Origin of the sequence: Malikia granosa (genome assembly GCF_002980595.1) — a bacterium.
Taxonomy (GTDB): Bacteria; Pseudomonadota; Gammaproteobacteria; order Burkholderiales; family Burkholderiaceae_C; genus Malikia; species Malikia granosa.
This window is the reverse complement of record NZ_PVLQ01000007.1, coordinates 1-23,471: the sequence shown is the minus strand read 5'-3', so window position 1 is coordinate 23,471 and position 23,471 is coordinate 1. Positions and strand designations below refer to the sequence as shown.

The following is a 23,471-nucleotide window of genomic DNA, read 5'->3' as shown; positions in this document are numbered from 1 at the left end:
AACTCTGCTGAAGGGGAGGATGTCATGGCCTTTCGACCGCGTGCCGTCTGGGGCTTGCTCGGCTGGCTGCTGCTGGTTCAGGGCCAGGCGCAGGCCGAAGCCCCGGGCCAGATCTACCGTTGCCGGACCTATGGCGGCGGCCAGTTCTGGTCCGAGCAGCATTGCCAGCAGCATGGCGCGCTGATCGAGCGCATCGAAAGCGTGCCGGCCGGCATGAGCTTCGAACGCCAGGTCAAGGTCGCCGAGCAGGGCAGCGGCCGCAGCGCCAAGGCGGTCAGCGCCGGCCGGGCGAGCCGCAGCGAGCAGGCCCTCATCGAGCGCGAGGCCAAGGCCAGGGCGCGCGAGCAGGCCAGGTTGCAGGCGCGCTGCGCCAGATGGCAGGCCGAGCTCGAGCGCCAGCAGGGCTACAGCCGCCAGAAGCTCACGGCGCGCCGGCAGGAGTTCATCCGCAACAAGCAGCAGTTCCTGCGCGAGCAACGCGAGCAGGCGGGCTGTCGCTGAAGCTCCTAGTTCCCGACCTTCCTCCCGACTTCAGGTTTCGCCTGCAATCAGGCGGCTAAGTGCTTATGCGATCAAGGGTTTTTCCTGATCCTGCAGCGGGCGTGTGAGCCTAAGTCTTTGATTTCATTTTAAAAAAACAAACATTTACTTGTTTAGCAGGCTGTTTTGGTGCTACAGTGGAAAAAAGTGCAATAAAGTGGCGAAAAGTGTTTTTAAAGGCCTGGTACCGTGTTTCAGGGAGCGTCCTCCATCAGCCTCGATGCCAAAGGTCGGCTTTCCGTGCCGACTCGGCATCGTGACGTGTTGAGCGCGACTGCTGCCGGCCAGCTCACAATCACCAAGCACCCGCACGGTTGCCTCATGATCTTTCCGCGTCCCGAATGGGAAGCTTTCCGCGCCCGCATTGCCGAGCTGCCGATGTCGGCTCAGTGGTGGAAGCGGATCTTCCTCGGCAATGCGATGGACTGCGAGCTCGACGCCTCGGGGCGGGTGCTCGTGGCGCCCGAGCTGCGCGCCGCCGCGGGAATCACCAAGGGGGCTGTGCTGCTCGGGATGGGCAACCATTTCGAACTCTGGGACGCTGAGACCTATGCGGCCCAGGAAGCCGAGGCGATGAAGGGCGAAATGCCCGACGTCTTCAAGGATTTCTCTTTCTGAAGGCACGGCAGTGCAAACTCCTCTCTCTCATTGCACCGTCCTGTTGGACGAGGCGGTCGATGCCCTTTCGGTTCGACCGGATGGTCATTACATCGATGCGACCTTTGGTCGCGGGGGCCACTCGCGCCTGATCCTGTCGCGGCTCGGTGCCGACGGTCGCCTGACCGGCTTCGACAAGGACCCGCAGGCGGTGGCCGTGGCCGACGCGCTGGCGCAGGCCGATCCGCGTTTTTCGATCCGCCACGAGGGCTTCAAGTCCATGGCGGAGCTGCCGGCGGCCTGTGCCGACGGCATCCTGATGGATCTCGGGGTCAGCTCGCCCCAGATCGACGACCCTGCACGGGGTTTTTCCTTCCGGCACGACGGGCCGCTGGACATGCGCATGGACCCCAGCCGGGGCGAGAGCGTGGCCGACTGGCTGGCCGAGGCCGAAATTCCCCAGATGGCGGAGGTGATACGTGACTACGGCGAAGAACGGTTTGCTCAACAGATTGCAAAGGCGATTGATCGTCGCCGACAGGAACGGGGCCCGCTTCGAACCACCGCCGAGCTGGCCGAAGTCGTGGCTGGCGCGGTCAAAACCCGCGAGCCGGGCAAGGACCCTGCAACGCGCACATTTCAGGCTCTTCGGATTTTCATCAACGCCGAGCTTGAGGAGCTCCAGCAGGCCCTGAGCGCGAGCCTGCGCCTGCTGCGTCCGGGTGGCAGGCTGGTCGTGATCAGCTTCCATTCGCTCGAGGACCGTATCGTCAAGCAGTTCATCGCCCTGCACTCGAAAGAGGTCTACGACCGCCGTGCGCCCTTCGCGGCCCCGAAGCCGATGGCGCTGCGCAGCATCGGCCGGATCATGCCGGGCGAGCGCGAGGTCGCGGCCAATCCGCGCGCGCGTAGCGCCGTGATGCGCGTGGCCGAGCGCACCGACGCGGAGGCGCCGTGACGCGTGTCAACCTGGTCCTGCTGCTGGCGCTGCTGGTCAGCGCCTTTTGCTTGGTGAACGTGCGCTACGAGTCGCGCCGGGTCTACATGGCGCTGAGCAAGGCGCAGTCGCAGGCCTTGCGGCTTGACGCCGACCATGACCAGCTGCTGGCGCAGAAGCGCACCCTGGCCGCACCGGTCCGGGTGCAGCAGCTCGCCGCTGGCCAGTTGCGCATGCGTCCGACCAATCCGGCCGTGACCGAGTATCTGCAGTCCGGTGCCAAGGCACCGGTCAAGGGTCAGCCGTGAGCCGCCGCAGCATCGCCTACAGCAGCAGCCCGCTGCTGGCCAGCAAGACGCCGCTGGGCCGCAGCAAGGCCATCGTCGGCCTGATGGCGCTCGGCTTCGTCGCCATGGCCGGCCGCGCCGCCTATGTCCAGGTACTGGGCAACGACTTCTTCCTGCGCCAGGGCGAGGTGCGCTATGCGCGCACGCTCGAGCTGCCGGCCAGCCGCGGCCGCGTGCTCGATCGCAACGGCGTGATCCTGGCCACCAGCGTGGTCGCGCAGAGCATCTGGGCCGAGCCGTCCGACATCGAGCTCGACGATCCCAAGCTGGCCCAGGCGGCCGAGCTGCTCGGCCTGTCGCTGGCCGAGTTCAAGAGCCGCATCAGCAAGGGGGGCAAGAACTTCGTCTGGATCCAGCGCCAGGTCGACGAGCCGGTGGCGCTCAGGGTCAAGGCGCTCGGCATCAAGGGCCTGCACCTGCGCGAGGAGTACAAGCGCCATTACCCCGAGGGCGAGGCGTCCGCGCATGTGGTCGGCTTCACCAACGTCGAGGATGTCGGCCAGGAGGGGATAGAGCTGGCCTTCAACCAGGCCCTGTCGGGCAAGCCGGGTTCGCGGCGCGTGATCAAGGACCGGCTGGGCCGGGTGGTCGAGGACACGCGCGAGGCGATCCCGCCGGTGGACGGGCGCGACCTGCAGCTGTCGATCGACAGCAAGATCCAGTATTTCGCCTACCAGAAGCTGCGCGACCAGGTGATCGCGCACAAGGCCCGCGCCGGCAGCGTGGTGGTGCTCGACGCCCGCTCCGGCGAGCTGCTGGCGCTGGCCAACTACCCGAGCTACAACCCGAACCAGCGCCAGAACCTGACCGGCGAGCAGCTGCGCAACCGCGCGCTGACCGACACCTTCGAGCCCGGCTCGACCATGAAGCCGTTCACGATCGGGCTGGCGCTCGAGACCGGTCGCGTCAAGCCCGAGACCCTGGTCGATACCTACCCCGGTCGCCTCACGATCACCGGCTCGACCATCTCGGATACCCACAACTACGGCACGCTGACGGTCGAGGGCGTGATCCAGAAGTCGTCCAACGTCGGCACCACCAAGATCGCGATGCAGATGCAGCCGCGCGAGATGTGGGAGACCTTCACCGCGGCCGGCTTCGGCCAGAAGCCGCAGCTCGAGTTCCCCGGCGTGGTCGGTGGCCGGGTGCGGCCCTACAAGACCTGGCGGCCGATCGAGCAGGCCACCATGTCCTATGGCTACGGCTTGTCGGCCAGCCTGTTCCAGATGGCGCGCTCCTACACCGTGTTCGCCAACGAGGGCCGGATCATTCCAGCCACCATCCTCAAGAAGCCGGAAACCGCTGCCGCCGGTGCCCAGGTGTTCTCGCCGCGCACGGCGGCCCAGGTGCTCAAGATGCTGGCGATGGCGACCGGCCCTGGCGGCACCGGCCAGCGCGCCCAGACCATCGGCTATTCGGTCGGCGGCAAGTCGGGCACCGCGCGCAAGCAGGCCGGCAAGGGCTATGCCGCCGGCAAGTACCGCGCCTGGTTCACCGGCATGGCACCGATCGAGCATCCCCGCATCATCTGCGCGGTCATGCTCGACGAGCCCAGCGCTGGCCAGGTCTATGGCGGCCTGGTCGCGGCGCCGGTGTTCAGCGAGACCGTGCAGCAGGCGCTGCGCATCCTGGGCGAGCAGCCCGACATGAGCGTCAAGCCGCATATCGTGGCGCAGGCGGTGGAGGAATCCTTGTGATCACGACTTTCGACCGGCCCGATGCCGCCTGCCGCTGGCTGCGCGAGCAGGGCGTGCGCGCGCTGCAGAGCGACAGCCGGCGCGTGCGGCCCGGCGATGCCTTCGTGGCCTGGCCCGGCGCGGCGCAGGACGGCCGGCGCCATGTCGCCGCCGCGCTGGCGGCCGGCGCGGTCGCCTGCCTGGTCGAGCGCGCGGGCTGCGAGGCCTTCGGCCTGGACGATTCGACCGATCCGCGCATTGCCGCCTTCCAGGGCCTGAAGGCCGCCACCGGCGCCATTGCCAGCCTGTTCCAGCGCGAGCCGAGCCAGGTGCTCGACGTGATCGCCTTGACCGGCACCAATGGCAAGACCTCGACCGGCTGGTGGATCGCGCAATGGCTGGCCGCGCTCGGCGAGCCCGCCGCGCTCGCGGGCACCCTGGGCATGGGAGTGCCGGGCTGCGACTTCGAGCCGACCGGACTGACCACGCCCGACCCCGTGAGCTGGCAGGCCGGCTTGCGGCGCTGGGCCGACGCTGGCATCCAGGCGGCCGTGGTCGAGGCTTCTTCGATCGGCCTGCAGGAAGGCCGGCTCGAGGCGACCCGCATCCGCACCGCCGTCTTCAGCAACCTGACCCAGGACCATCTCGACTACCACGGCAGCATGGATGCCTACTGGCGCGCCAAGCGCGCGCTGTTCGACTGGCCCGGCCTGCAGGCGGCGGTGGTCAATATCGATGATCCCCATGGCGCCCGGCTGGCGGCCGAGCTGCAGCCGCGTGCCGATGCCGGTGCGCTCGAGCTGTGGACGATTGCCGTGCGCGCCCCGCAGGCGCGGTTGCGCGTGACCGGCTGGGCCTTGACCGAGACCGGCCTGCGCTTCGAGCTGGTCGAGCGCCAGCCCGATGGCAGCAGCGGCGCTGCGCAGCAGATCAGCGTCCCGCTGGTCGGCGAATACAACCTCTACAACCTGCTGAGCGCGCTGGCCGTGGCACGCGCGCAGGGCCACGCGCTCGAGCCGGCGGTCGCCGCTGCCAACGCCTTGACTCCGGTGCCGGGCCGCATGCAGTCGGCCTGGGGCGCCGAGCAGGCCGGCCAGCCGCTGGTGCTGGTCGACTATTGCCACACGCCCGACGCGCTCGAGAAGGCGCTGCAGGCGCTGCGTCCGCTGGCCGACAAGCGCGGCGGCTGCCTGTGCTGCGTGGTCGGCTGCGGTGGCAACCGCGATGCCGGCAAGCGTCCGTTGATGGCCGCCGCGGCCGAGCGCGGCTCCGACCGGCTCTGGCTGACCAGCGACAACCCGCGTTCGGAGGACCCGCTGCAGATCCTGGCCCAGATGCGCGCTGGCCTGCTGGAGCCGGCCCGGGTCGAGGTCGTGTCCGACCGTGCGGCGGCGATCGCGCAGGCGGTGGCGCAGGCCGGTCCGAGCGATGTGCTGTTGTTGGCCGGCAAGGGACATGAGGACTATCAGGAGATTGCCGGCGTGAAACTGCCGTTTTCCGATCTGGAGCAGGGCCGGCTGGCGCTGCAGGCCTGGCGCTCGTGCCAGATGAAGGAGCAGGCATGAAGACCCTGGCCCAGCTCCTGCCCGAGCTCGAGGGCGCGCGCGTCGTCGGCGCACCCGCGGCGCTCGGCATCGCACGGGTGCACAGCGACAGCCGCAGCCTGCAGGCCGGCGACCTGTTCGTCGCGCTGCGCGGCGAACGCTTCGACGCCAACGACTACCTGGCGCAGGCGCGCGCCGACGGCGCGGTCGCCGCGCTGGCCGAGCGTGGCCTGGAAGCGGCCGGCCTGCCCGGCGTCGAGGTCGCCGACAGCCGGGCCGCGCTCGGCGAGCTGGCCCGGCGCTGGCGCGAGCAGTTCGCGCTGCCCTTGATCGCCGTCACCGGCAGCAACGGCAAGACCACGGTGACGCAGATGATCGCGTCCATCCTGCGCGCCGCCGTGGGCGAGGCAGCGCTGGCGACCCGGGGCAACTTCAACAACGAGATCGGCGTGCCGCTGACCGTGCTGCGCCTGGACGCCTCGCACCGGCTCGCGGTGGTCGAGCTCGGCATGAACCATCCGGGCGAGATCGCCGGCCTGGCGCGCATTGCGCAGCCGACCGTGGCGCTGGTCAACAACGCGCAGCGCGAGCACCAGGAGTTCATGGCGACGGTCGAGGCGGTGGCCCGCGAGAACGCCGAATGCTTCCAGGCGCTGCCGGCCGATGGCACGGCGGTGTTCCCGGCCGCCGACGAGTTCACGCCGCTGTGGCGCGAGCTCGCGGGCAGCCGGCGCGTGCTGACCTTTGGCGGCGCGGGCGCCGATGTCAGCGGCGAGGCCGACTGGATCGATGGCGGCTGGCGCCTGCGTGCGCGCACGCCGGCGGGGGACTTCGAGACCCGGCTGCAGATCGCGGGTCGGCACAACGTGGGCAATGCCCTGGCGGCTGTGGCCTGCGCGCTGGCCGCCGGCGTGGCGCTGGAGGCGATCGCGCGCGGCCTGGCCGACTTCGTGCCGGTGCAGGGCCGCTCGCGCGCCTACCAGCTCCTGCTGGCCGGCCGCCATCTGACCCTGGTCGACGACAGCTACAACGCCAATCCCGATTCGGTGCGTGCCGCGATCGAGGTGCTGGCCGAGCTGCCGGGCCCGCGCCTGCTGGCGCTGGGCGACATGGGCGAGGTCGGTGCGCAGGGCCTGGCCTTCCACGACGAGGTGCTGCGCCATGCGCTGGCGCTCGGCCTGGACCGGGTGCTGGTGTCGGGCGACTGGATGGAGCAGGCGGCCGCGCCGCTGCTGGCCGGATCGAACGGCCGGTTGACGTTTTTCAAGGATTTCGAGGCGCTGCAGTCCGAGGCGCTGGCATTGGTTCCCACCATGGGGTCGGTGCTGGTCAAGGGCTCGCGCTTCATGCGCATGGAGCGGCTGGTGCAGTCGCTGCAGGCGCTGGCACAACAAGAAGGAGTGAGCCATGCTGCCTAGTTTGGCGCAATGGATGCAGGGCATGGGCCCCGAGTTCGGTTTTCTGCGGGTGTTCCAGTACCTGACTTTCCGCGCCGTGATGGCGGCCATGACCGCGCTGCTGGTCGGTATCGTCGCCGGCCCCTGGTTCATCCGCCGGCTGACCGCGCTCAAGATCGGCCAGCCGGTGCGCGGCTATGCGATGCAGTCCCACCTGAGCAAGAGCGGCACGCCGACCATGGGCGGCGTGCTGATCCTGTTCGCGATCGCGTTCTCGACCCTGCTCTGGTTCGACTGGAGCAACCGCTTCGTCTGGGTGGTGCTGATCGTCACGCTCGGCTTCGGCGCGGTCGGCTGGGCCGACGACTGGCGCAAGGTGGTCAACAAGGACCCCGAGGGCATGCGCTCGCGCGAGAAATACGCCTGGATGTCGCTGATCGGCCTGTTCGCGGCCTGCTACCTGCTGTTCGCGATCTCGGGCCGCAGCGGCACCGGCATGGTCGAGTTCTTCGTGCGCTGGGCCCAGTCCGGCTTCACGATGGAGTTCCCGACCCAGACCGGCTTGATGGTGCCCTTCTTCAAGGAGGTCGCCTATCCGCTCGGCATGTTCGGCTTCATCGTCATGACCTACCTGGTGATCGTCGGCTCGAGCAATGCGGTCAACCTGACCGACGGCCTCGACGGCCTGGCCATCATGCCGGTCGTGATGGTGGGCGCGGTGCTGGGCCTGTTCGCCTATTTCACCGGCAACTCGGTGTTTGCCAAGTACCTGCTGCTGCCCTACATCCCGGGCGCGGGCGAGCTGCTGATCTTCTGCGCCGCGATGGGAGGCGCCGGCCTGGCCTTCCTCTGGTTCAACGCCTATCCGGCCCAGGTCTTCATGGGCGACGTCGGTGCGCTCGCGCTCGGCGGCGCGCTCGGCACCATCGCGGTCATCGTGCGCCAGGAGATCGTGCTGGCGATCATGGGTGGCGTGTTCGTCGCCGAGGCGCTGTCGGTCATGCTGCAGGTGTCCTGGTTCAAGTACACCAAGAAGAAGTTCGGCGAAGGCCGGCGCATCCTCAAGATGGCGCCGCTGCACCACCATTTCGAGAAGTCCGGCTGGCGCGAGACCCAGGTCGTGGTGCGGTTCTGGATCATCACGATGCTGCTGTGCCTGCTCGGCCTGTCCACCCTGAAGCTGCGTTGAGGTCCGAAATGCTGAATTTCCTGCCCCTGCTGCAAGGCCGCGAGCTGCTCGTGCTGGGCCTGGGTGCGTCCGGACTCGCGATGGCGCGCTGGTGTGCCAAGGCCGGCGCCCGCGTCACGGTCGCCGACACCCGTGCGGCGCCGCCGCAGGCCGCCCAGCTGGCGGCCGAGCTGCCCGAGGTCCGGCTGGTCCAGTCCGCCTTCGATGAAGGCTTGTTCACGTCCCGCCCCTGGGCCATGGTCTGCCGCAGCCCAGGCATCGCGCCGGCGCAGCTGAGCGGACTGGCGCAGGCCGCGCAGGCGGTCGGCGTACCGGTGGTCGGCGAGCTCGGGCTGTTCGCCCAGGCGCTGGCCAGGCTGGCCGAGGAGCCGGTGGCGCCGGCCATCGATGCCGAGGCAGCCGACGCCAAGGATGAGCCGGTCCGGGATGCTGCTGCCGACCCGGCGCCGCTGGCCTTGCCCTATCGGCCCAAGGTGCTCGCGATCACCGGCACCAATGGCAAGACCACCACCACCGCGCTGACCGCGCATCTGCTCGAATGGGCTGGCATCAAGGCCGTGGTCGCCGGCAACATCGGCCCGACCCTGCTCGACACGCTGCAGGCCCGCTTGGACAGCGGCGAGCTGCCCGAGGCCTGGGTGCTCGAGCTCTCGAGCTTCCAGCTCGACGGGGTGCAAGGCTTCGAGCCGACCGCGGCCACCGTGCTCAACGTGACCCAGGACCACCTCGACTGGCATGGCAGCATGGCCGCCTATGCCGAGGCCAAGGCGCGCATCTTCGGCCAGCAGGCGCTGATGCTGCTGAACCGCGACGACGCGACCGTGATGGGCTGGCAGCCGCAGCCGCAGATCGTGCCGGAAGGCCGGCGCAGCAGGACGCTGCCGGCGCGCCCCAGCCAGAGCTTCGGCATCGATGTGCCGCGCCGCGCCGGCGACTGGGGCCTGGAGGCGGTCAACGGCATGAGCTGGCTGGTGCGCGCGCTGCCGTCCGACGAGACTGCGCGCAAGGGCCGCGGCTCGGAGGAGGAAACCGTCCATCTGCAGCGCCTGATGCCGGCCGAGGCGCTGCGCATCCGCGGCCGCCACAATGCCAGCAATGCGCTGGCCGCGCTGGCGCTGGCGACGGCCGCCGGTGCGCCGCTGGCGCCGATGCTGCACGGCCTGCGCGAATACCGCGGCGAGCCGCACCGGGTCGAGCCGGTCGCCATCGTCGACGAAGTCGAATACATCGACGACAGCAAGGGCACCAATGTCGGCGCCACCCTGGCCGCGATCAACGGCCTGGGGCCGGAACGCCAGCTGCTCGTGATCCTGGGCGGCGAGGGCAAGGGCCAGGACTTCGGTCCGCTGGCCGATCCGGTGGCGCGCCATGCGCGCGCCATCGCGCTGATCGGCCGCGACGCACCCGCGATCCGCGCCGCGCTGGCCGACAGCGGCGTGCCGCTGCACGATTGCGCCACGCTGCCCGAGGCGGTCCGGTGGTGCGCCAGCCAGGCCAGGCCGGGCGATGCCGTGCTGCTGTCGCCGGCCTGTGCCAGCCTCGACATGTTCAAGGACTATGCGCACCGGGCGCAGGTCTTCGTCGAGGCGGTGCAGGAACTGCAGCAGTCCGGAGGAACGCCGGCATGAAACGCCTCGCTGCCGGCCTCTCCGGCCTGCTCGGCCGCCAGGACGCCAAGGCGTCCGCCGCCGGCGACATCCCGATCCATCTGTCGAGCCGCGACTACTCGCGCGGGCGTACCGACCAGTGGGTGCCCAAGGTCGGCTTCGACCAGCAATTGCTCTGGGTCGTGGTCGGCCTGCTGTGCTTCGGGCTGGTGATGGTCTATTCGGCCTCGATTGCCCTGCCCGACAATCCGCGCTTCGGCAACTACATGGCCAGCCATTTCGTGCTGCGCCATGGCTTCGCGATCCTGATCGGCGCCCTGATGGCGCTGCTGGCGTTCCAGGTGCCGATGAGCAGCTGGGAGCAATGGGCGCCCCGGCTGTTCCTGCTCTCGCTGCTACTGCTGGCGCTGGTGCTGGTGCCCTTCATCGGCAAGGGCGTCAATGGCGCGCGGCGCTGGATCGCGCTCGGCATCATGAACTTCCAGCCTTCCGAGCTGGCCAAGTTCGCGACCCTGCTCTATGCGGCCGGCTACATGGTGCGCAAGATCGCGGTCAAGGAGAGCTTCATGCGCGCCATCCTGCCGATGTGCGCGGCGGTGAGCCTGCTGGCGGCGCTGCTGCTGGCCGAGCCTGACATGGGCGCCTTCATGGTGGTCGCGGTGATCGCGATGGGCATCCTGTTCCTTGGCGGGGTCACGATGCGCATGATGCTGCTGATCATGGGCGTGCTGGTGTCGGCCTTCGTGGTGATGATCGCGACCTCGCCCTGGCGCCGCGCCCGCGTCTTCGCCTACCTCGACCCCTTCAGCGAGGACCATGCGCTGGGCAAGGGCTACCAGCTGTCGCATTCGCTGATCGCGATCGGCCGCGGCGAGGTCTTCGGCGTCGGCCTGGGCTCGAGCGTCGAGAAGCTGCACTGGCTGCCCGAGGGGCATACCGACTTCCTGCTCGCCGTGATCGGCGAGGAATTCGGCCTGGTCGGCGTGCTGGCGCTGGTCCTGACCTTCTTCTGGCTCACGCGCCGCATCATGCAGATCGGACGCCAGGCGATCGCGCTCGACCAGCTGTTTGCCGGCCTGGTGGCGCAGGGGGTGGGCCTGTGGATGGGCTTCCAGGCCCTGATCAACATCGGCGTCTGCCTGGGCGCGCTGCCGACCAAGGGCCTGACCCTGCCGCTGATGAGCTACGGCGGCTCGGCCATCCTGATGAACCTGGTCGCGCTGGCGGTCGTGCTGCGCGTCGACCACGAGAATAGACAACTCATGCATGGAGGCCGGGTATGAGCCGTCAGCCCTGCGCCCTGGTGATGGCCGGCGGTACCGGCGGCCATATCTTCCCCGGCCTGGCCGTGGCCGAGGCGCTGCGCGCGCGCGGCTGGCGCGTGCACTGGCTCGGCGTGCCCGGCAGCATGGAAGACCGGCTGGTGCCACCGCGCGGCTTCGCCTTCGAGCCGGTCGAGTTCGGCGGCGTGCGCGGCAAGGGCCTCAAGACCCTGGCGCTGCTGCCGCTGCGGCTCACTCGCGCGCTCTGCCAGGCCAGGGCCGTGCTGAAGCGGGTCAAGCCCGATGTGGTGCTGGGTCTGGGCGGCTATATCACGGTGCCGGGTGGCCTGGCGGCCAAGCTGGCTGGTGTACCGATCCTGCTGCACGAGCAGAACTCGATCGCCGGCATGTCGAACCGCTGGCTGGCCAAGCTGGCCGAGCGTTCCTTCAGTGCCTACCCCGCTGCCTTGCCGGGCGGCGAATGGATCGGCAATCCGCTGCGGACCGAATTCCTGCAGCAGCCCGCGCCGGCGGCGCGCTTTGCCGGCCGCAGCGGCCCGCTGCGCCTGCTGGTGGTTGGCGGCAGTCTGGGCGCGCAGGCGCTTAACCAGGTGCTGCCGCTCGCGCTGGCGCTGATCCCGTTCGAGCAGCGCCCGATCGTCACCCACCAGGGCGGCGAGAAGCAGATCGATGCGCTGCGCGCGGCCTATGCCGAGGCCGACGTGCAGGCGACGCTGACCCCCTTCATCCGCGACACGGCGCAGGCCTTCGCCGACGCCGACCTCGTGATCGCGCGTGCCGGCGCCAGCACCGTGACCGAACTCGCCGCGATCGGCGCGGCGGCGGCCTTCGTGCCCTTCCCGCACGCGGTCGACGACCACCAGACCCACAACGCCCGCTTCCTGGTCGATGCCGGCGCGGGCTGGCTGCTGCCGCAGTCCGAACTCACCCCCGAGCGCCTGGCCGGCCTGCTGCAAGGACTGGACCGGGCCGAATTGCTGGCCCGCGCCGAAAAGGCCCATGCCCTGCGCCAGACCGGTGCGGTCGAGGCCATGGTCGCCGCCTGCGAGCGCCTGCTGGAACAGAAAGAGAGAAACTGAACATGAAACATGCCATCCGGCATATCCATTTCGTCGGCATCGGCGGCGCCGGCATGAGCGGCATCGCCGAGGTGCTGCTCAACCTGGGCTACCGCATCTCGGGCAGCGACCTCGGCGACAGCGCCGTCACGCGCCGCCTGATCGAGCTCGGCGCCCGCGTGCACCAGGGCCACAATGCCGCCTACATCGAGGGCGCGGACTGCATCGTGACCTCGACCGCGGTCAAGGCCGACAACCCCGAGGTGCTGGCCGCGCGCGCCAAGCTGATCCCGGTGGTGCCGCGCGCGGTCATGCTGGCCGAGCTGATGCGCATGAAGAAGGGGGTCGCGATAGCCGGCACCCACGGCAAGACCACCACCACCAGCCTGGTCGCGAGCGTGCTGGCGGCGGCCGACTTCGATCCGACCTTCGTCATCGGCGGCCGGCTCAACAGCGCTGGCGCCAATGCGCGCCTCGGTTCGGGCGACTACATCGTGGTCGAGGCCGACGAGTCCGATGCCTCCTTCCTCAAGCTGCTGCCGGTGCTGGCCGTCGTCACCAACATCGACGCCGACCACATGGAGACCTACGGCCATGACTTCGGCAAGCTCAAGGACGCCTTCGTCGAGTTCCTGCACCACATGCCCTTCTACGGCGCGGCAGTGGTCTGCATCGACGATCCGGTGATCCGCGAGCTGCTGCCGCGCATCGAGCGGCCGATCACCAGCTACGGCACCGCCGAGGACGCGCAGGTGCGCGCGCTCGACATCCGCGCCGTCGATGGCCAGATGCATTTCCGCGTCCAGCGCCGCAACGGCATCCAGCTGCCCGACCTCGAGGTGGTGCTGAACCTGCCGGGCCAGCACAATGTGCTCAACGCGCTGGCCGCGATCGCGGTCGCGGTCGAGCTCGGCGTGCCCGATGCCGCGCTGCTCGAGGCGCTGGCCCAGTTCAAGGGCGTGGGCCGGCGCTTCCAGCGCTACGGCGAGGTCGCGCTGCCTGGCGGCGGCCAGGCGACCCTGGTCGACGACTATGGTCACCACCCGGTCGAGATGGCGGCCACGCTGGCCGCCGCGCGTGGCGCCTTCCCGGGCCGGCGCCTGCTGCTGGCCTTCCAGCCGCACCGCTACAGCCGCACCCGCGACTGCTTCGAGGATTTCGTCAAGGTCATCGGACAGGCCGATGCGGTGCTGCTGGCCGAGGTCTATGCCGCCGGCGAGGCACCGGTGGTCGCCGCCGACGGCCGCGCCCTGGCGCGCGCGCTGCGCGTCGCGGGCAAGGTCGAGCCGGTGTTCGTCGACCCGATCGGCGCCATGCCGCAGGCCCTGCTCGACAACGCGCGCGACGGCGATGTCCTGCTCTGCATGGGTGCGGGCTCGATCGGCGCGGTGCCGGCCCAGGTGGTGGCGCTGGCCGCTGCCGCCAACCGCCAGGAGGTCGCATGAGCACGACCGCTGTGATTGATCCCAAGGCCATGGGCAAGGTCGCCGTGCTGACGGGCGGCCATTCGGCCGAGCGCGCGGTCTCGCTGATGTCGGGCCAGGGCGTGCTGGCCGCGCTGCTGTCCCAGGGCGTCGATGCCCAGGCCTTCGACCCGGCGCAACGCGACCTCGGCGACTTGAAGCGCGAAGGCTTTGATCGCGCCTTCATCGCCCTGCATGGTCGCTTCGGCGAGGACGGCACGGTCCAGGGCGCGCTCGAGCTGATGGGCATTCCCTACACCGGCTCCGGCGTGCTGGCCTCCAGCGTCGCGATGGACAAGATCATGACCAAGCGCATCTGGCTGGCCGAGGGCCTCTCGACGCCGGCCTGGCGCCAGGTCGACAGCGTCGAGCAGACGGTCGCGGCGCTGGCCGAGCTCGGCGCGCCGATGATCGTCAAGCCCGCGCGCGAGGGCTCCAGCCTGGGCCTGAGCAAGGTCACCGACCCCGCGCAATGCGCCCAGGCCTATGCGCTGGCCGCGCGCCACGACCCCGAGGTGCTGTGCGAGCAGTTCGTCGCCGGCGACGAGGTCACCTGCCCGGTGCTCGGCACGGGCGCGCAGGCGCGCGCGCTGCCGGTGATCCACATCGTCGCGCCCGACGGCAACTACGACTACGAGCACAAGTACTTCACCGACGACACCCATTACATCGTGCCCTGCGACCTGCCCGCAGGCGAGGAAGCCGCGATCCAGGCGCTGGTGCTCAGGGCCTTCCGCACCCTGGGCTGCCGCGGCTGGGCGCGCGCCGACGTCATGATCGACGCCCGCACGCGCCAGCCCTACCTGCTCGAGATCAACACCTCGCCCGGCATGACCAGCCATTCGCTGGTGCCGATGTCGGCGCGTGCGACCGGCATGAGCTACGAGCAGCTCTGCCTGCAGCTGCTGGCCTCGGCCAGCCTGGACAACCCGCTGCCCGCGCGCACCGGAGACTGAGATGGCAAGCCGTTCTGCCCTGCCGTTCGACGTCCGCATCATGAACGGGCTGGCCAGCGCCCTGTTCCTGAGCGTGGCGCTGGCCGCGCTCGGCACGGCGGTCTGGTGGGTCGCGCATCACCCGTCCTGGTCGCTGGGCCGCATCGTCGTCGATGGCGAGGTCGAGCACCAGAGCGAGGAGGGCGTGCGCGCCTACCTGGCACCGCAATTGCGCGGCAGCTTCCTGACGCTGGACCTGCAGGAGGTCAAGCGCCTGTTCGAGACCCTGCCCTGGGTACGCCAGGCCGTGGTGCGGCGCGAATTCCCGAACCGCCTGCATGTGACGCTGCAGGAGCATGAGGCGGTCGCCTGGTGGGGCGAGGCCGGCGGCGGCAAGCTGGTCAACCGCCAGGGCGCGGTGTTCGAGGCCGATCCCGACCCCGGCCATGCGCAGGCCGAGAGCTGGCCCGAGCTGGTCGGCCCCGAAGGCGGCTCGGACCGGGTCTATGCGCTCTACCGCCAGCTACAGCCGGTGCTGCAGCCGCTCGGCCAGCCGCTGAGCCAGCTCGAGCTCGGCGCCAGCGGCCATTGGCAGGCCCGGCTGGCTGGCGGCACGCAGATCGAGCTCGGTCGCGGCAGCGAGGCCGAGCTGCTGGCGCGTGCCGAGCGCTTCAGCTCGACCCTGCCCGAACTGATGACGCGCTACGGCGGCCGTGCCCTGGAGGCCGCCGACCTGCGCTACCCCGACGGATATGCCGTGCGCATGCGCGGCGTCCAGACCGTCAGCGACGACAAGGCCGCGGCAGCGCTCGCTGCCCGGGTCCGAAAAAAGTAATCGAGGCAACAGCAAATGGCCAAGGAACAGAAAGACATCGTGGTCGGACTCGACATCGGCACCGCCAAGATCATGGCGCTGGTTGCCGAGGTCCAGGCCGACGGACAGCTCAAGCTCGCCGGGCTCGGCGTCGCGCCGAGCAACGGCCTCAAGCGCGGCGTGGTGGTCAACATCGACGCCACGGTCGCGAGCATCCAGCAGGCGCTGAAAGAGGCCGAGCTGATGGCCGACTGCCATATCGCGCGCGTCTACACCGGCATCACCGGCAGCCATATCCGCGGCACCAACTCGAGCGGCATGGTGCCGATCAAGGACCGCGAGGTCATGCCGGCCGATGTCACGCGGGTGGTCGAGGCCGCCAAGGCGATCAACATCCCGAACGACCAGCGCCTGCTGCTGGCCGAGCCGCAGGAATTCATCATCGACGGCCACGAGGTCAAGGAGCCGATCGGCATGAGCGGCATCCGCCTCGACGCCCGGGTCCACATCGTGACCGGGGCCCAGAGCGCGGCCGAGAACATCATGAAATGCGTGCGTCGCTGCGGCCTCGAGGTCGACCGGCTGATGCTCAACCCGCTCGCCTCCAGCCACGCCGTGCTGACCGAGGACGAGAAGGAGCTCGGTGTCGCGCTGGTCGACATCGGCGCCGGCACCACCGATGTCGCGATCTATTCGGGCGGCGCGATCCGCCATACCGCGGTGATCCCGATCGCTGGCGACCTGATCACGAGCGATATCGCGATGGCGCTGCGCACCCCGACCAAGGATGCCGAGGAGATCAAGGTCGAGCATGGCTGCGCCAAGCAGCTGCTGGCCGATCCCGAGCATCGGGTCGAGGTGCCCGGCCTGGGCGACCGCGCGCCGCGCATGCTGAGCCGCCAGGCGCTCTCGGGCGTGATCGAGCCGCGGGTGGAGGAAATCTTCGCGCTGGTGCAGCAGGTGATCCGCGAGTCGGGCCACGAGGAGCTGTTGTCGTCGGGCATCGTGCTGACCGGCGGCAGCTCGGTCATGCCGGGCATGGTCGAGCTCGGCGAGGACATCTTCCTCAAGCCGGTGCGCCGCGGCCTGCCCCAGTACGCCGGTGCGCTCAGCGACATGGTCGCGCAGCCGCGCTCGGCGACTGCCATGGGCCTGCTTGAGCAGGCCAGGCTGGACCGCCTGCGTGGTCACAAGGTGGCGCAGAAGACCGGTTCGGTCCAGGGCACGCTGAGCCGGATCAAGGATTGGTTTGTCGGTAACTTCTGAGCGGGCGCTCAGGCTGGTGTTTTTTGGGTGGTTCTAGTTTCAGGTTCAAACGGCATTTAAGGAGTAGTGACATGAGCATCGAGATGATTGAAGTCGAGGAGTTCAACCGGGGCACCCAGATCAAGGTGATCGGTGTCGGTGGCGGTGGCAGCAATGCGGTCGATCACATGATCCGCTGCCAGGTGCAAGGCGTCGAGTTCATCTGCGCCAACACCGATGCGCAGGCGCTCAACAAGACCGCGGCCCACCGCGTGATCCAGCTCGGCCAGTCCGGCCTGGGCGCCGGCAGCAAGCCCGAGAAGGGCCGCATCGCCGCCGAGATGGCCGAGTCCGACATCCGCGCCGCGATCGAGGGCGCGCACATGCTCTTCATCACCGCCGGCATGGGCGGCGGTACCGGCACTGGCGCCGCGCCGCTGATCGCCAAGCTGGCCAAGGAAATGGGCATCCTGACCGTGGGCGTGGTGACCAAGCCCTTCGACTGGGAAGGCAAGCGCCGCACCGACAACGCCGAAGCCGGCCTGGCCGAGCTCGAGTCCAACGTCGACTCGCTGATCGTCGTGCTCAACGACAAGCTGCTCGAGGTCATGGGTGACGATGTCAGCCAGGACGAGGCCTTCGCCGAGGCCAACGACGTGCTCAAGAACGCCGTCGGCGGCATCGCCGAGATCATCAACGTCGAGGCCATGGTCAACGTCGACTTCGAGGACGTGCGCACCGTGATGGGCGAACCCGGCAAGGCCATGATGGGCACCGCGGTCGCCAGCGGTCCGGACCGCGCCCGCATCGCCGCCGAGCAGGCCGTCGCCTGCCCGCTGCTCGAGGGCGTCGACATGCGCGGCGCCAAGGGCGTGCTGGTGCTGATCAGCGCCGGCAAGGGCTCGCTCAAGCTGGCCGAGTCCAAGGTCGCGATGAACACCATCCGTGCCTTCGCCTCGCCCGACGCCCATGTGATCTACGGCACTGCCTACGACGAGTCGCTCGGCGACGCGATCCGCGTCACCGTGGTCGCGACCGGCCTGAACCGCCAGGCCGAGCGCCAGCCGCTGACCGTGGTCCAGAGCCAGCCCGGCGTGCGCACCGGCACCGACCCCTTCGTGCTGCCCGACTTCCGCCAGCCCAGCGGCCATTCGGGCCTGGGTGGCGCGGCCAGTCTGGCCGGTGGCGACCTTGGCGTGCCCAGCATCTGGCGCAAGCCGACCGACCGCACCACGGCCGCCTCGCGCGTCGATGCGCTGTCGGCTGGCGGCATGGACGACATCGAGATCCCGGCCTTCCTGCGTCGCCAGGCTGATTAAGGTCTTGAGCGATCGCAAGCACCAGGGCGCTGCCCTCTGGCGCTGCTTCGAGCAGCGCATCGACCCTTACCCGAACGCCGCGCCGCGCACGCCGCCGCGCGGCTTCGCGGCCTTCCTGTGGGAAGGCACGCGCGGCCTGCGGCCCTATATCTTCGGCATGACCCTGCTGACGGCGGCCATCGGTGCCTTCGAGGCGCTGCTGTTCGCCTGGCTGGGCCGGGTGGTCGACTGGCTGGGCCAGACCCCGCCGGCACAGCTCTGGCAGCAGCAGGGTCCGGCCTTGCTGCTGCTGGCCGCCCTGGTGCTCGGCAGCGTGCTGCTGGTCGCGCTGCAGACCATGCTCAAGCACCAGACGCTGGCGGGCAACTTCCCGATGCGGCTGCGCTGGAACTTCCACCGCCTGATGCTGGGCCAGAGCATGGCCTTCTACCAGGACGAGTTCGCCGGCCGGGTCGCGGCCAAGGTGATGCAGACCGCGCTCGCGGTGCGCGACACCTGCATGACGCTGACCGACATCCTGGTCTTCGTCGTGATCTACTTCACGACCATGGTCGCGGTGCTCGGCGGCCTGGACGCCTGGCTGCTGCTGCCCTTCCTGGGCTGGGTGCTGCTCTATGGCCTGAGCCTGCGCTGGTTCGTGCCGCGGCTGGGCCGGGTCTCGCGCGAGCAGGCCGGCGCGCGCGCGCTCATGACCGGGCGCATCACCGATGCCTATACCAATATCGCGACCGTCAAGCTGTTCTCGCACGCCGGCCGCGAGGCCGCCTATGCCCGCTCGGCGATGCAGGAATTCATGCACACCGTCCATGCCCAGATGCGGCTCGTCAGCGGCATCGAGGTGGTCAACCACCTGCTCAGCATGGGGCTGATCCTGAGCACCACCGGGGTCGCGCTCTGGTCCTGGAGCCAGGGCCAGGTCGGCATCGGCGCGGTCGCGGCGGCCACCGCGATGGCGCTGCGCCTCAACGGCATGTCGCACTGGGTGATGTGGGAGATGGCCGGCCTGTTCGAGAACGTCGGCACGGTGCAGGACGGCATCAACACGCTGGCGCGGCCGCAGCAGGTACTGGACAAGCCCGGCGCGCCGCCGCTGCAGGTACCGCATGGCGAGATCCGCTTCGAGGGCGTGGGCTTCGCCTATGGCCAGTCCAAGCAGTCCGCCGATGGCCAGGTGCGCTGGGTCATCGACCGGCTCGACCTGACCATCAGGCCGGGCGAGAAGATCGGCCTGGTCGGGCGCTCCGGTGCCGGCAAGTCGACCCTGATCAACCTGCTGCTGCGTTTCTACGATGTCGAGGCCGGCCGCATCCTGGTCGATGGCCAGGACATCGCGACCGTGCAACAGGACAGCCTGCGCGAGCATGTCGGCATGGTGACGCAGGACACCTCGCTGCTGCACCGCTCGGTGCGCGACAACATCCTCTACGGCCGGCCCGACGCCGGCGATGCGGCGATGGTCGAGGCCGCCCAGCGGGCCGAGGCGCACGAGTTCATCCAGACCCTGGGCGACCTCGAGGGCCGGCGCGGCTACGACGCCCATGTCGGCGAGCGCGGCGTCAAGCTCTCCGGCGGCCAGCGCCAGCGCATCGCGATCGCGCGCGTGATGGTCAAGGATGCGCCGATCCTGCTGCTCGACGAGGCCACCAGCGCGCTCGACTCCGAGGTCGAGGCCGCGATCCAGGCCAGCCTGTACCAGCTGATGGAAGGCAAGACCGTGGTCGCGATCGCGCACCGGCTCTCCACCATCGCGGCGATGGACCGGCTGATCGTGCTCGACCAGGGCCGCATCGTCGAGCAGGGCAGCCATGCCGAGCTGCTGGCGCGCGGCGGGCTCTATGCGCGGCTGTGGGCGCGGCAGAGCGGGGGCTTCCTGGGCGAGGAGGCCTGATGGTCCAGCCTGGCGTGCGTATAATTTTTTCAGCGAGGCGAACGGCAAGCGATCGAATATCCCCCGCTTGATCGACGGGCCGTTCCTGAGCTTGATCTCGCTGCCCATCGGGTCAATGAGCCGCCTTATTATTGGCCTGCCCCAAGGCCGGAGTGAAACTGGAATCAAGCCATGGCACAAGTCACACTGTCCGTTTACGGTAACAACGGCAACACGCAAGTCACGATCGGAAACCTGCCCGAGGGCAACTGGAATACCGGGTGGACCGCACTGGAGGTCAGCCGCTTCAATACGGCGGTGCTGCAGTTGCAGGGATGGGGAGCGAACGGAGCGCTTAACGAGCTGTGCGTGGTCGACCTGGAAACGGGTACGGTGCTGGGCAAACGCGCGCTCGCCAGCAACGAATACCTGCTGCCCTCGATCGCCTCGGACACCACTTTCCATATTGGTACCTTCGCAACTACGGCAACCGGGTCAGGGCTGGTAGTCAAGGCTTATGACTACGGCCTGTCGACCACCGATGCGACGATTTCCAACAGCTCTGCCACCCAGTTCTTCACCTTGCCTGCGGGTGCCAACTGGTCCAGCGTTTACGGCTATACGCCACCGACAGCGACCGCTGACGGCTATCTGGTGACCCATACCTGGGGCAACCCGACGGTCAATTCGCTTTATGTGATCGACAAGTCGACGGGAGCGGCAAGCCTCAGCGGTGTTGCCTTGCCGGCGGGTGACTGGTACGGGAATATCTTTGTCGCCGATGGCGCGCTCTGGCTGAACGCCTGGAGCAGCAGCACGCAATTGAGCAGCTATTACAAGCTTGCGACTGGCAGCACGCAATGGGTCCCGGTTTTGAATTCTGATTTCTGGGGTGTCAGCGATCTGGTCAAGGCTAATCAGAGCGTTGTTCGTGACGGCAGTTATGCTTATGATCTGCTGGGACTTGCCTGGCCCGTCAAGCCCGACAAGTTTTCTCTCGAGCAGGACTATCGCCTGCCCGACGGCAGCCTGTTGGTTCGTGCCACTGCCGATTTCTCCAGCGAGGTCCTCAATGTCGGCTACGAACGCTGGCTGGTCGTCAAGAATGGCCAGGTCGTGGTCGACAAGGCATTTTCGAGCGCAACGGGTCTGGGCCTGCGCAGTCTGGATAGCCCTGATGACGGCTATGCCTATTTCCAACAGCTGGATGTGACCTTCACTGGCAGTGCCGGCAGCGTTTCAGCTCTCCAGCAGCAGTCAGGCGGCGTCACGATCTACAAGATCGCGCTCGACAAGGTCGCCAGCGTGCTGGCCAATGCGTCGGACGGCACGCCGCTCAATACCCTGGTCGGTGCGCCAGACGTGCTCCAGGTGGCGCAGTACACCCTGGCTCAGCTGCCCGGGGATGCCAGTTCCAGCAACGGCAAGATCGAGATCATCAAAGGCTATTTATCCGCCAGCTTGCTCGCGGCGGGTGACCAGGGAGCGTTCGTCTGGAGTGCCCTGTTCGACATGACTACCGGCAACGGTGCACAGTACCTCAGCCGTATCGAGGCCAACGGCACGGTGAGCAAGAGTACCGAGCTGGCAGGAGACATAAAGGACATCAACGGAGCCGGTGAGCAAGCGATTGTGACCGTTGATGGTTACAACGGCAGCCAGCAACACCTGCTGCTGGATGTCAAGACCGGCACCCTGACTGCCGTCAATGTGACCAGCGTGCAGACCGGCACCGACGCCTCAGACTTGCTCAATGGCACGGATGGCAATGATGCGTTGCTGGGTGGCGCGGGCCACGACATGCTCAACGGCTGGGCGGGTAATGATCTGCTCTATGGCGGTGCAGGCGACGACACGCTCGATGGCGGTGCCGGCGATGACACGCTTGACGGCGGCGCTGGAATCGACGACTGGGCGTTTTACGCCAATGCTTCGAGTGCCGTGACCGTGAACCTGTCGCTCAATCAGGCGACCGGGGATGGCAGTGACAAGCTCGTCGGTATTGAGCATATTCGTGGTAGCCGATTCAGTGACCAGTTGACGGGCGATGCGGCCGACAACTTCCTGCAGGGCGGACAAGGCGACGACAGGCTTGATGGCGGTGCCGGTTTCGACTGGGCTGACTATCGCAACGCGGCGGGTTCGGTGACGGTGGAGCTCTCCAAAGGCCAGGCGAGTGGTGCGGACGGAAATGACCAGCTCATCAGCATCGAGAGGGTGCGTGGCAGCAATTACGCCGATCAGCTGGTGGGCGACGCGGGCGACAACTGGCTGCGCGGGATGCAGGGCGATGACAGGCTCGATGGCGGTGCAGGTTCCGACTGGGCGGACTACCGGAGTGCGCTGGGTGCGGTGGCGGTCAACCTGTCTCTGGCCCAGAATCAGGCGACTGGTGCCGACGGCACCGACCAGCTCACCAGCATCGAGAACATCCGTGGCAGTAACTACAACGACAGCCTGACAGGTGACGCGGGCAACAATTTCCTGCGTGGCATGCAAGGCAACGACACGCTCGATGGCGGGGCAGGTTTCGACTGGACCGACTACCGCAACGCGACGGGCGCGGTGTCGGTGGACCTGTCTACCGGCCAGGCGACCGGCGCGGATGGCATCGATCAGCTGATTGGCATCGAAGCGATCCGGGGCAGTGAGTTCAGCGATAGCCTGACCGGGAATGGCAGCGCCAACAAGCTTGATGGCGGTGCGGGCAACGACACGCTGGCCGGCGGTGCTGGCAATGACACGATCGTGGCATCGGCGGGCAGCGACCAGATTGACGGTGGCCTGGGCAAGGACGAGGTGGTGTTCTCGGGCAGGTTCGCTGGCTACGGGATCACGAACCAGGGCAATGGCAGTTGGGTGGTCAAGGACACCGACTTGAGCGATGGTGACGATGGCACGGATACCCTGAGCGGCATCGAGGTCCTGCGCTTTTCCGATCAGCTCAAGGCCGCGCATGGCACGGCGTTCAAGGACTTCAACGGCGACGGCAAGGCCGACCTGCACTGGACCAAGGACAGCGGCGAGGTATCGCTGTGGCTGATGAACGGCACGGTGCCGACCGCGACTGCGAATTTCGGTCCCTTCAATGGCTGGGGCGTGAAGGACGGCAGCCGGGATTTCAACGGCGACGGCAAGACCGACCTGTTGTGGACCAATGCCAACGGCGCGGTATCGGTCTGGACCATGGACGGACTGAACGCGACCTCGATCGTCGATCGCGGGCCCTATGCGGGCTGGAAGCTGGTCGATGCCGCGGGTGACTACAACGGCGATGGCAAGGCGGACCTGCGCTGGGTCAAGGACAGCGGCGAAGTGTCGCTGTGGCTGATGAACGGCGCAAGCCCGCTCGCGACAGCGAACTTCGGTCCCTTCAATGGCTGGAGCGTGAAGGACGGCAGCCGGGATTTCAACGGCGACGGCAAGACCGACCTGCTGTGGACCAATGCCAACGGCGCAGTATCGGTCTGGACCATGGATGGATTGAACGTGACCTCGATCGTCGATCGCGGGCCCTATGCGGGCTGGAAGCTGGTCGACGCCGCGGGTGACTTCAACGGCGACGGCAAGGCCGACCTGCGCTGGGTCAAGGACAGCGGCGAGGTTGCGCTGTGGCTGATGAACGGCGCAAACCCGCTCGCGACAGCGAACTT

General features: G+C 68.3%; 18 protein-coding genes. All 18 read left to right on the top strand.

Annotated elements, in window-relative coordinates; translation table 11 throughout:
* The first annotated feature begins 24 nt into the window (after positions 1-24).
* Positions 25-501, top strand: a complete 477-nt coding sequence (locus C6P64_RS00800; RefSeq protein ID WP_105746693.1) for a hypothetical protein — start codon at positions 25-27, stop codon at positions 499-501.
* A gap of 228 nt (positions 502-729) precedes the next feature.
* Positions 730-1,158, top strand: coding sequence for a division/cell wall cluster transcriptional repressor MraZ (gene mraZ, locus C6P64_RS00795; RefSeq protein ID WP_105746692.1), 429 nt, complete (start codon positions 730-732; stop codon positions 1,156-1,158).
* A 10-nt stretch (positions 1,159-1,168) separates the two neighbouring features.
* On the top strand, positions 1,169-2,095 hold the full coding sequence (gene rsmH / locus C6P64_RS00790) for a 16S rRNA (cytosine(1402)-N(4))-methyltransferase RsmH (protein WP_105746691.1): 927 nt from the start codon (positions 1,169-1,171) through the stop codon (positions 2,093-2,095).
* Positions 2,092-2,382 (top strand): cell division protein FtsL, encoded by a 291-nt coding sequence (ftsL, locus tag C6P64_RS00785; protein ID WP_105746690.1) that lies wholly within the window; start codon positions 2,092-2,094, stop codon positions 2,380-2,382. Before rsmH ends, ftsL begins: the two co-directional genes overlap by 4 nt.
* Entirely contained in the window at positions 2,379-4,118 is a 1,740-nt protein-coding gene (locus tag C6P64_RS00780; RefSeq protein WP_245911586.1) for a peptidoglycan D,D-transpeptidase FtsI family protein, read from the top strand. Before ftsL ends, C6P64_RS00780 begins: the two co-directional genes overlap by 4 nt.
* A complete protein-coding gene (locus tag C6P64_RS00775) occupies positions 4,115-5,662 on the top strand; it encodes a UDP-N-acetylmuramoyl-L-alanyl-D-glutamate--2,6-diaminopimelate ligase (RefSeq protein ID WP_245911585.1) in 1,548 nt (515 codons plus the stop codon). The genes C6P64_RS00780 and C6P64_RS00775 overlap by 4 nt, the downstream gene beginning before the upstream one ends.
* Positions 5,659-7,059 (top strand): UDP-N-acetylmuramoyl-tripeptide--D-alanyl-D-alanine ligase, encoded by a 1,401-nt coding sequence (locus C6P64_RS00770; RefSeq protein ID WP_105746689.1) that lies wholly within the window; start codon positions 5,659-5,661, stop codon positions 7,057-7,059. The genes C6P64_RS00775 and C6P64_RS00770 overlap by 4 nt, the downstream gene beginning before the upstream one ends.
* A complete protein-coding gene (gene mraY / locus C6P64_RS00765; protein ID WP_105746688.1) occupies positions 7,049-8,227 on the top strand; it encodes a phospho-N-acetylmuramoyl-pentapeptide-transferase in 1,179 nt (392 codons plus the stop codon). The genes C6P64_RS00770 and mraY overlap by 11 nt, the downstream gene beginning before the upstream one ends.
* Before the next feature lie 8 nt (positions 8,228-8,235).
* Positions 8,236-9,855 (top strand): UDP-N-acetylmuramoyl-L-alanine--D-glutamate ligase, encoded by a 1,620-nt coding sequence (gene murD / locus C6P64_RS00760; protein WP_105746687.1) that lies wholly within the window; start codon positions 8,236-8,238, stop codon positions 9,853-9,855.
* The gene (gene ftsW / locus C6P64_RS00755) at positions 9,852-11,117 is read left to right on the top strand and encodes a putative lipid II flippase FtsW (protein WP_105746686.1); all 1,266 of its coding nucleotides are present in this window, start codon (positions 9,852-9,854) and stop codon (positions 11,115-11,117) included. The genes murD and ftsW overlap by 4 nt, the downstream gene beginning before the upstream one ends.
* Positions 11,114-12,196: an undecaprenyldiphospho-muramoylpentapeptide beta-N-acetylglucosaminyltransferase gene (gene murG, locus C6P64_RS00750; RefSeq protein WP_105746685.1), complete on the top strand. Its 1,083-nt coding sequence runs from the start codon at positions 11,114-11,116 to the stop codon at positions 12,194-12,196. The genes ftsW and murG overlap by 4 nt, the downstream gene beginning before the upstream one ends.
* Before the next feature lie 2 nt (positions 12,197-12,198).
* Positions 12,199-13,620, top strand: a complete 1,422-nt coding sequence (murC, locus tag C6P64_RS00745) for a UDP-N-acetylmuramate--L-alanine ligase (RefSeq protein ID WP_105746684.1) — start codon at positions 12,199-12,201, stop codon at positions 13,618-13,620.
* Complete coding sequence (locus C6P64_RS00740; protein ID WP_105746683.1) at positions 13,617-14,594, top strand: D-alanine--D-alanine ligase; 978 nt, start codon at positions 13,617-13,619, stop codon at positions 14,592-14,594. The genes murC and C6P64_RS00740 overlap by 4 nt, the downstream gene beginning before the upstream one ends.
* A 1-nt stretch (position 14,595) precedes the next feature.
* The gene (locus C6P64_RS00735) at positions 14,596-15,408 is read left to right on the top strand and encodes a cell division protein FtsQ/DivIB (RefSeq protein ID WP_105746682.1); all 813 of its coding nucleotides are present in this window, start codon (positions 14,596-14,598) and stop codon (positions 15,406-15,408) included.
* Positions 15,409-15,423: 15 nt separating this feature from the next.
* Positions 15,424-16,653 (top strand): cell division protein FtsA, encoded by a 1,230-nt coding sequence (gene ftsA / locus C6P64_RS00730; RefSeq protein WP_105746681.1) that lies wholly within the window; start codon positions 15,424-15,426, stop codon positions 16,651-16,653.
* Positions 16,654-16,724: 71 nt separating this feature from the next.
* Positions 16,725-17,951: a cell division protein FtsZ gene (ftsZ, locus tag C6P64_RS00725; RefSeq protein ID WP_105746680.1), complete on the top strand. Its 1,227-nt coding sequence runs from the start codon at positions 16,725-16,727 to the stop codon at positions 17,949-17,951.
* 4 nt (positions 17,952-17,955) lie between these two features.
* Positions 17,956-19,839: an ABC transporter ATP-binding protein gene (locus C6P64_RS00720; RefSeq protein ID WP_245911584.1), complete on the top strand. Its 1,884-nt coding sequence runs from the start codon at positions 17,956-17,958 to the stop codon at positions 19,837-19,839.
* Positions 19,840-20,010: 171 nt separating this feature from the next.
* Positions 20,011-23,471: FG-GAP-like repeat-containing protein (locus tag C6P64_RS00715; RefSeq protein ID WP_211296772.1), on the top strand; the 3,461-nt coding region annotated here is incomplete at its 3' end.

Excerpts from the sequence above, each read along its gene's own strand:
- C6P64_RS00800 (WP_105746693.1), top strand. The coding sequence starts at position 25 with ATGGCCTTTCGACCGCGTGCCGTCTGGGGCTTGCTCGGCTGGCTGCTG.
- C6P64_RS00770 (WP_105746689.1), top strand. The coding sequence starts at position 5,659 with ATGAAGACCCTGGCCCAGCTCCTGCCCGAGCTCGAGGGCGCGCGCGTC.
- mraY (WP_105746688.1), top strand. The coding sequence starts at position 7,049 with ATGCTGCCTAGTTTGGCGCAATGGATGCAGGGCATGGGCCCCGAGTTC.
- murD (WP_105746687.1), top strand. The coding sequence starts at position 8,236 with ATGCTGAATTTCCTGCCCCTGCTGCAAGGCCGCGAGCTGCTCGTGCTG.
- ftsW (WP_105746686.1), top strand. The coding sequence starts at position 9,852 with ATGAAACGCCTCGCTGCCGGCCTCTCCGGCCTGCTCGGCCGCCAGGAC.
- murG (WP_105746685.1), top strand. The coding sequence starts at position 11,114 with ATGAGCCGTCAGCCCTGCGCCCTGGTGATGGCCGGCGGTACCGGCGGC.
- murC (WP_105746684.1), top strand. The coding sequence starts at position 12,199 with ATGAAACATGCCATCCGGCATATCCATTTCGTCGGCATCGGCGGCGCC.
- C6P64_RS00740 (WP_105746683.1), top strand. The coding sequence starts at position 13,617 with ATGAGCACGACCGCTGTGATTGATCCCAAGGCCATGGGCAAGGTCGCC.
- C6P64_RS00735 (WP_105746682.1), top strand. The coding sequence starts at position 14,596 with ATGGCAAGCCGTTCTGCCCTGCCGTTCGACGTCCGCATCATGAACGGG.
- ftsA (WP_105746681.1), top strand. The coding sequence starts at position 15,424 with ATGGCCAAGGAACAGAAAGACATCGTGGTCGGACTCGACATCGGCACC.
- ftsZ (WP_105746680.1), top strand. The coding sequence starts at position 16,725 with ATGAGCATCGAGATGATTGAAGTCGAGGAGTTCAACCGGGGCACCCAG.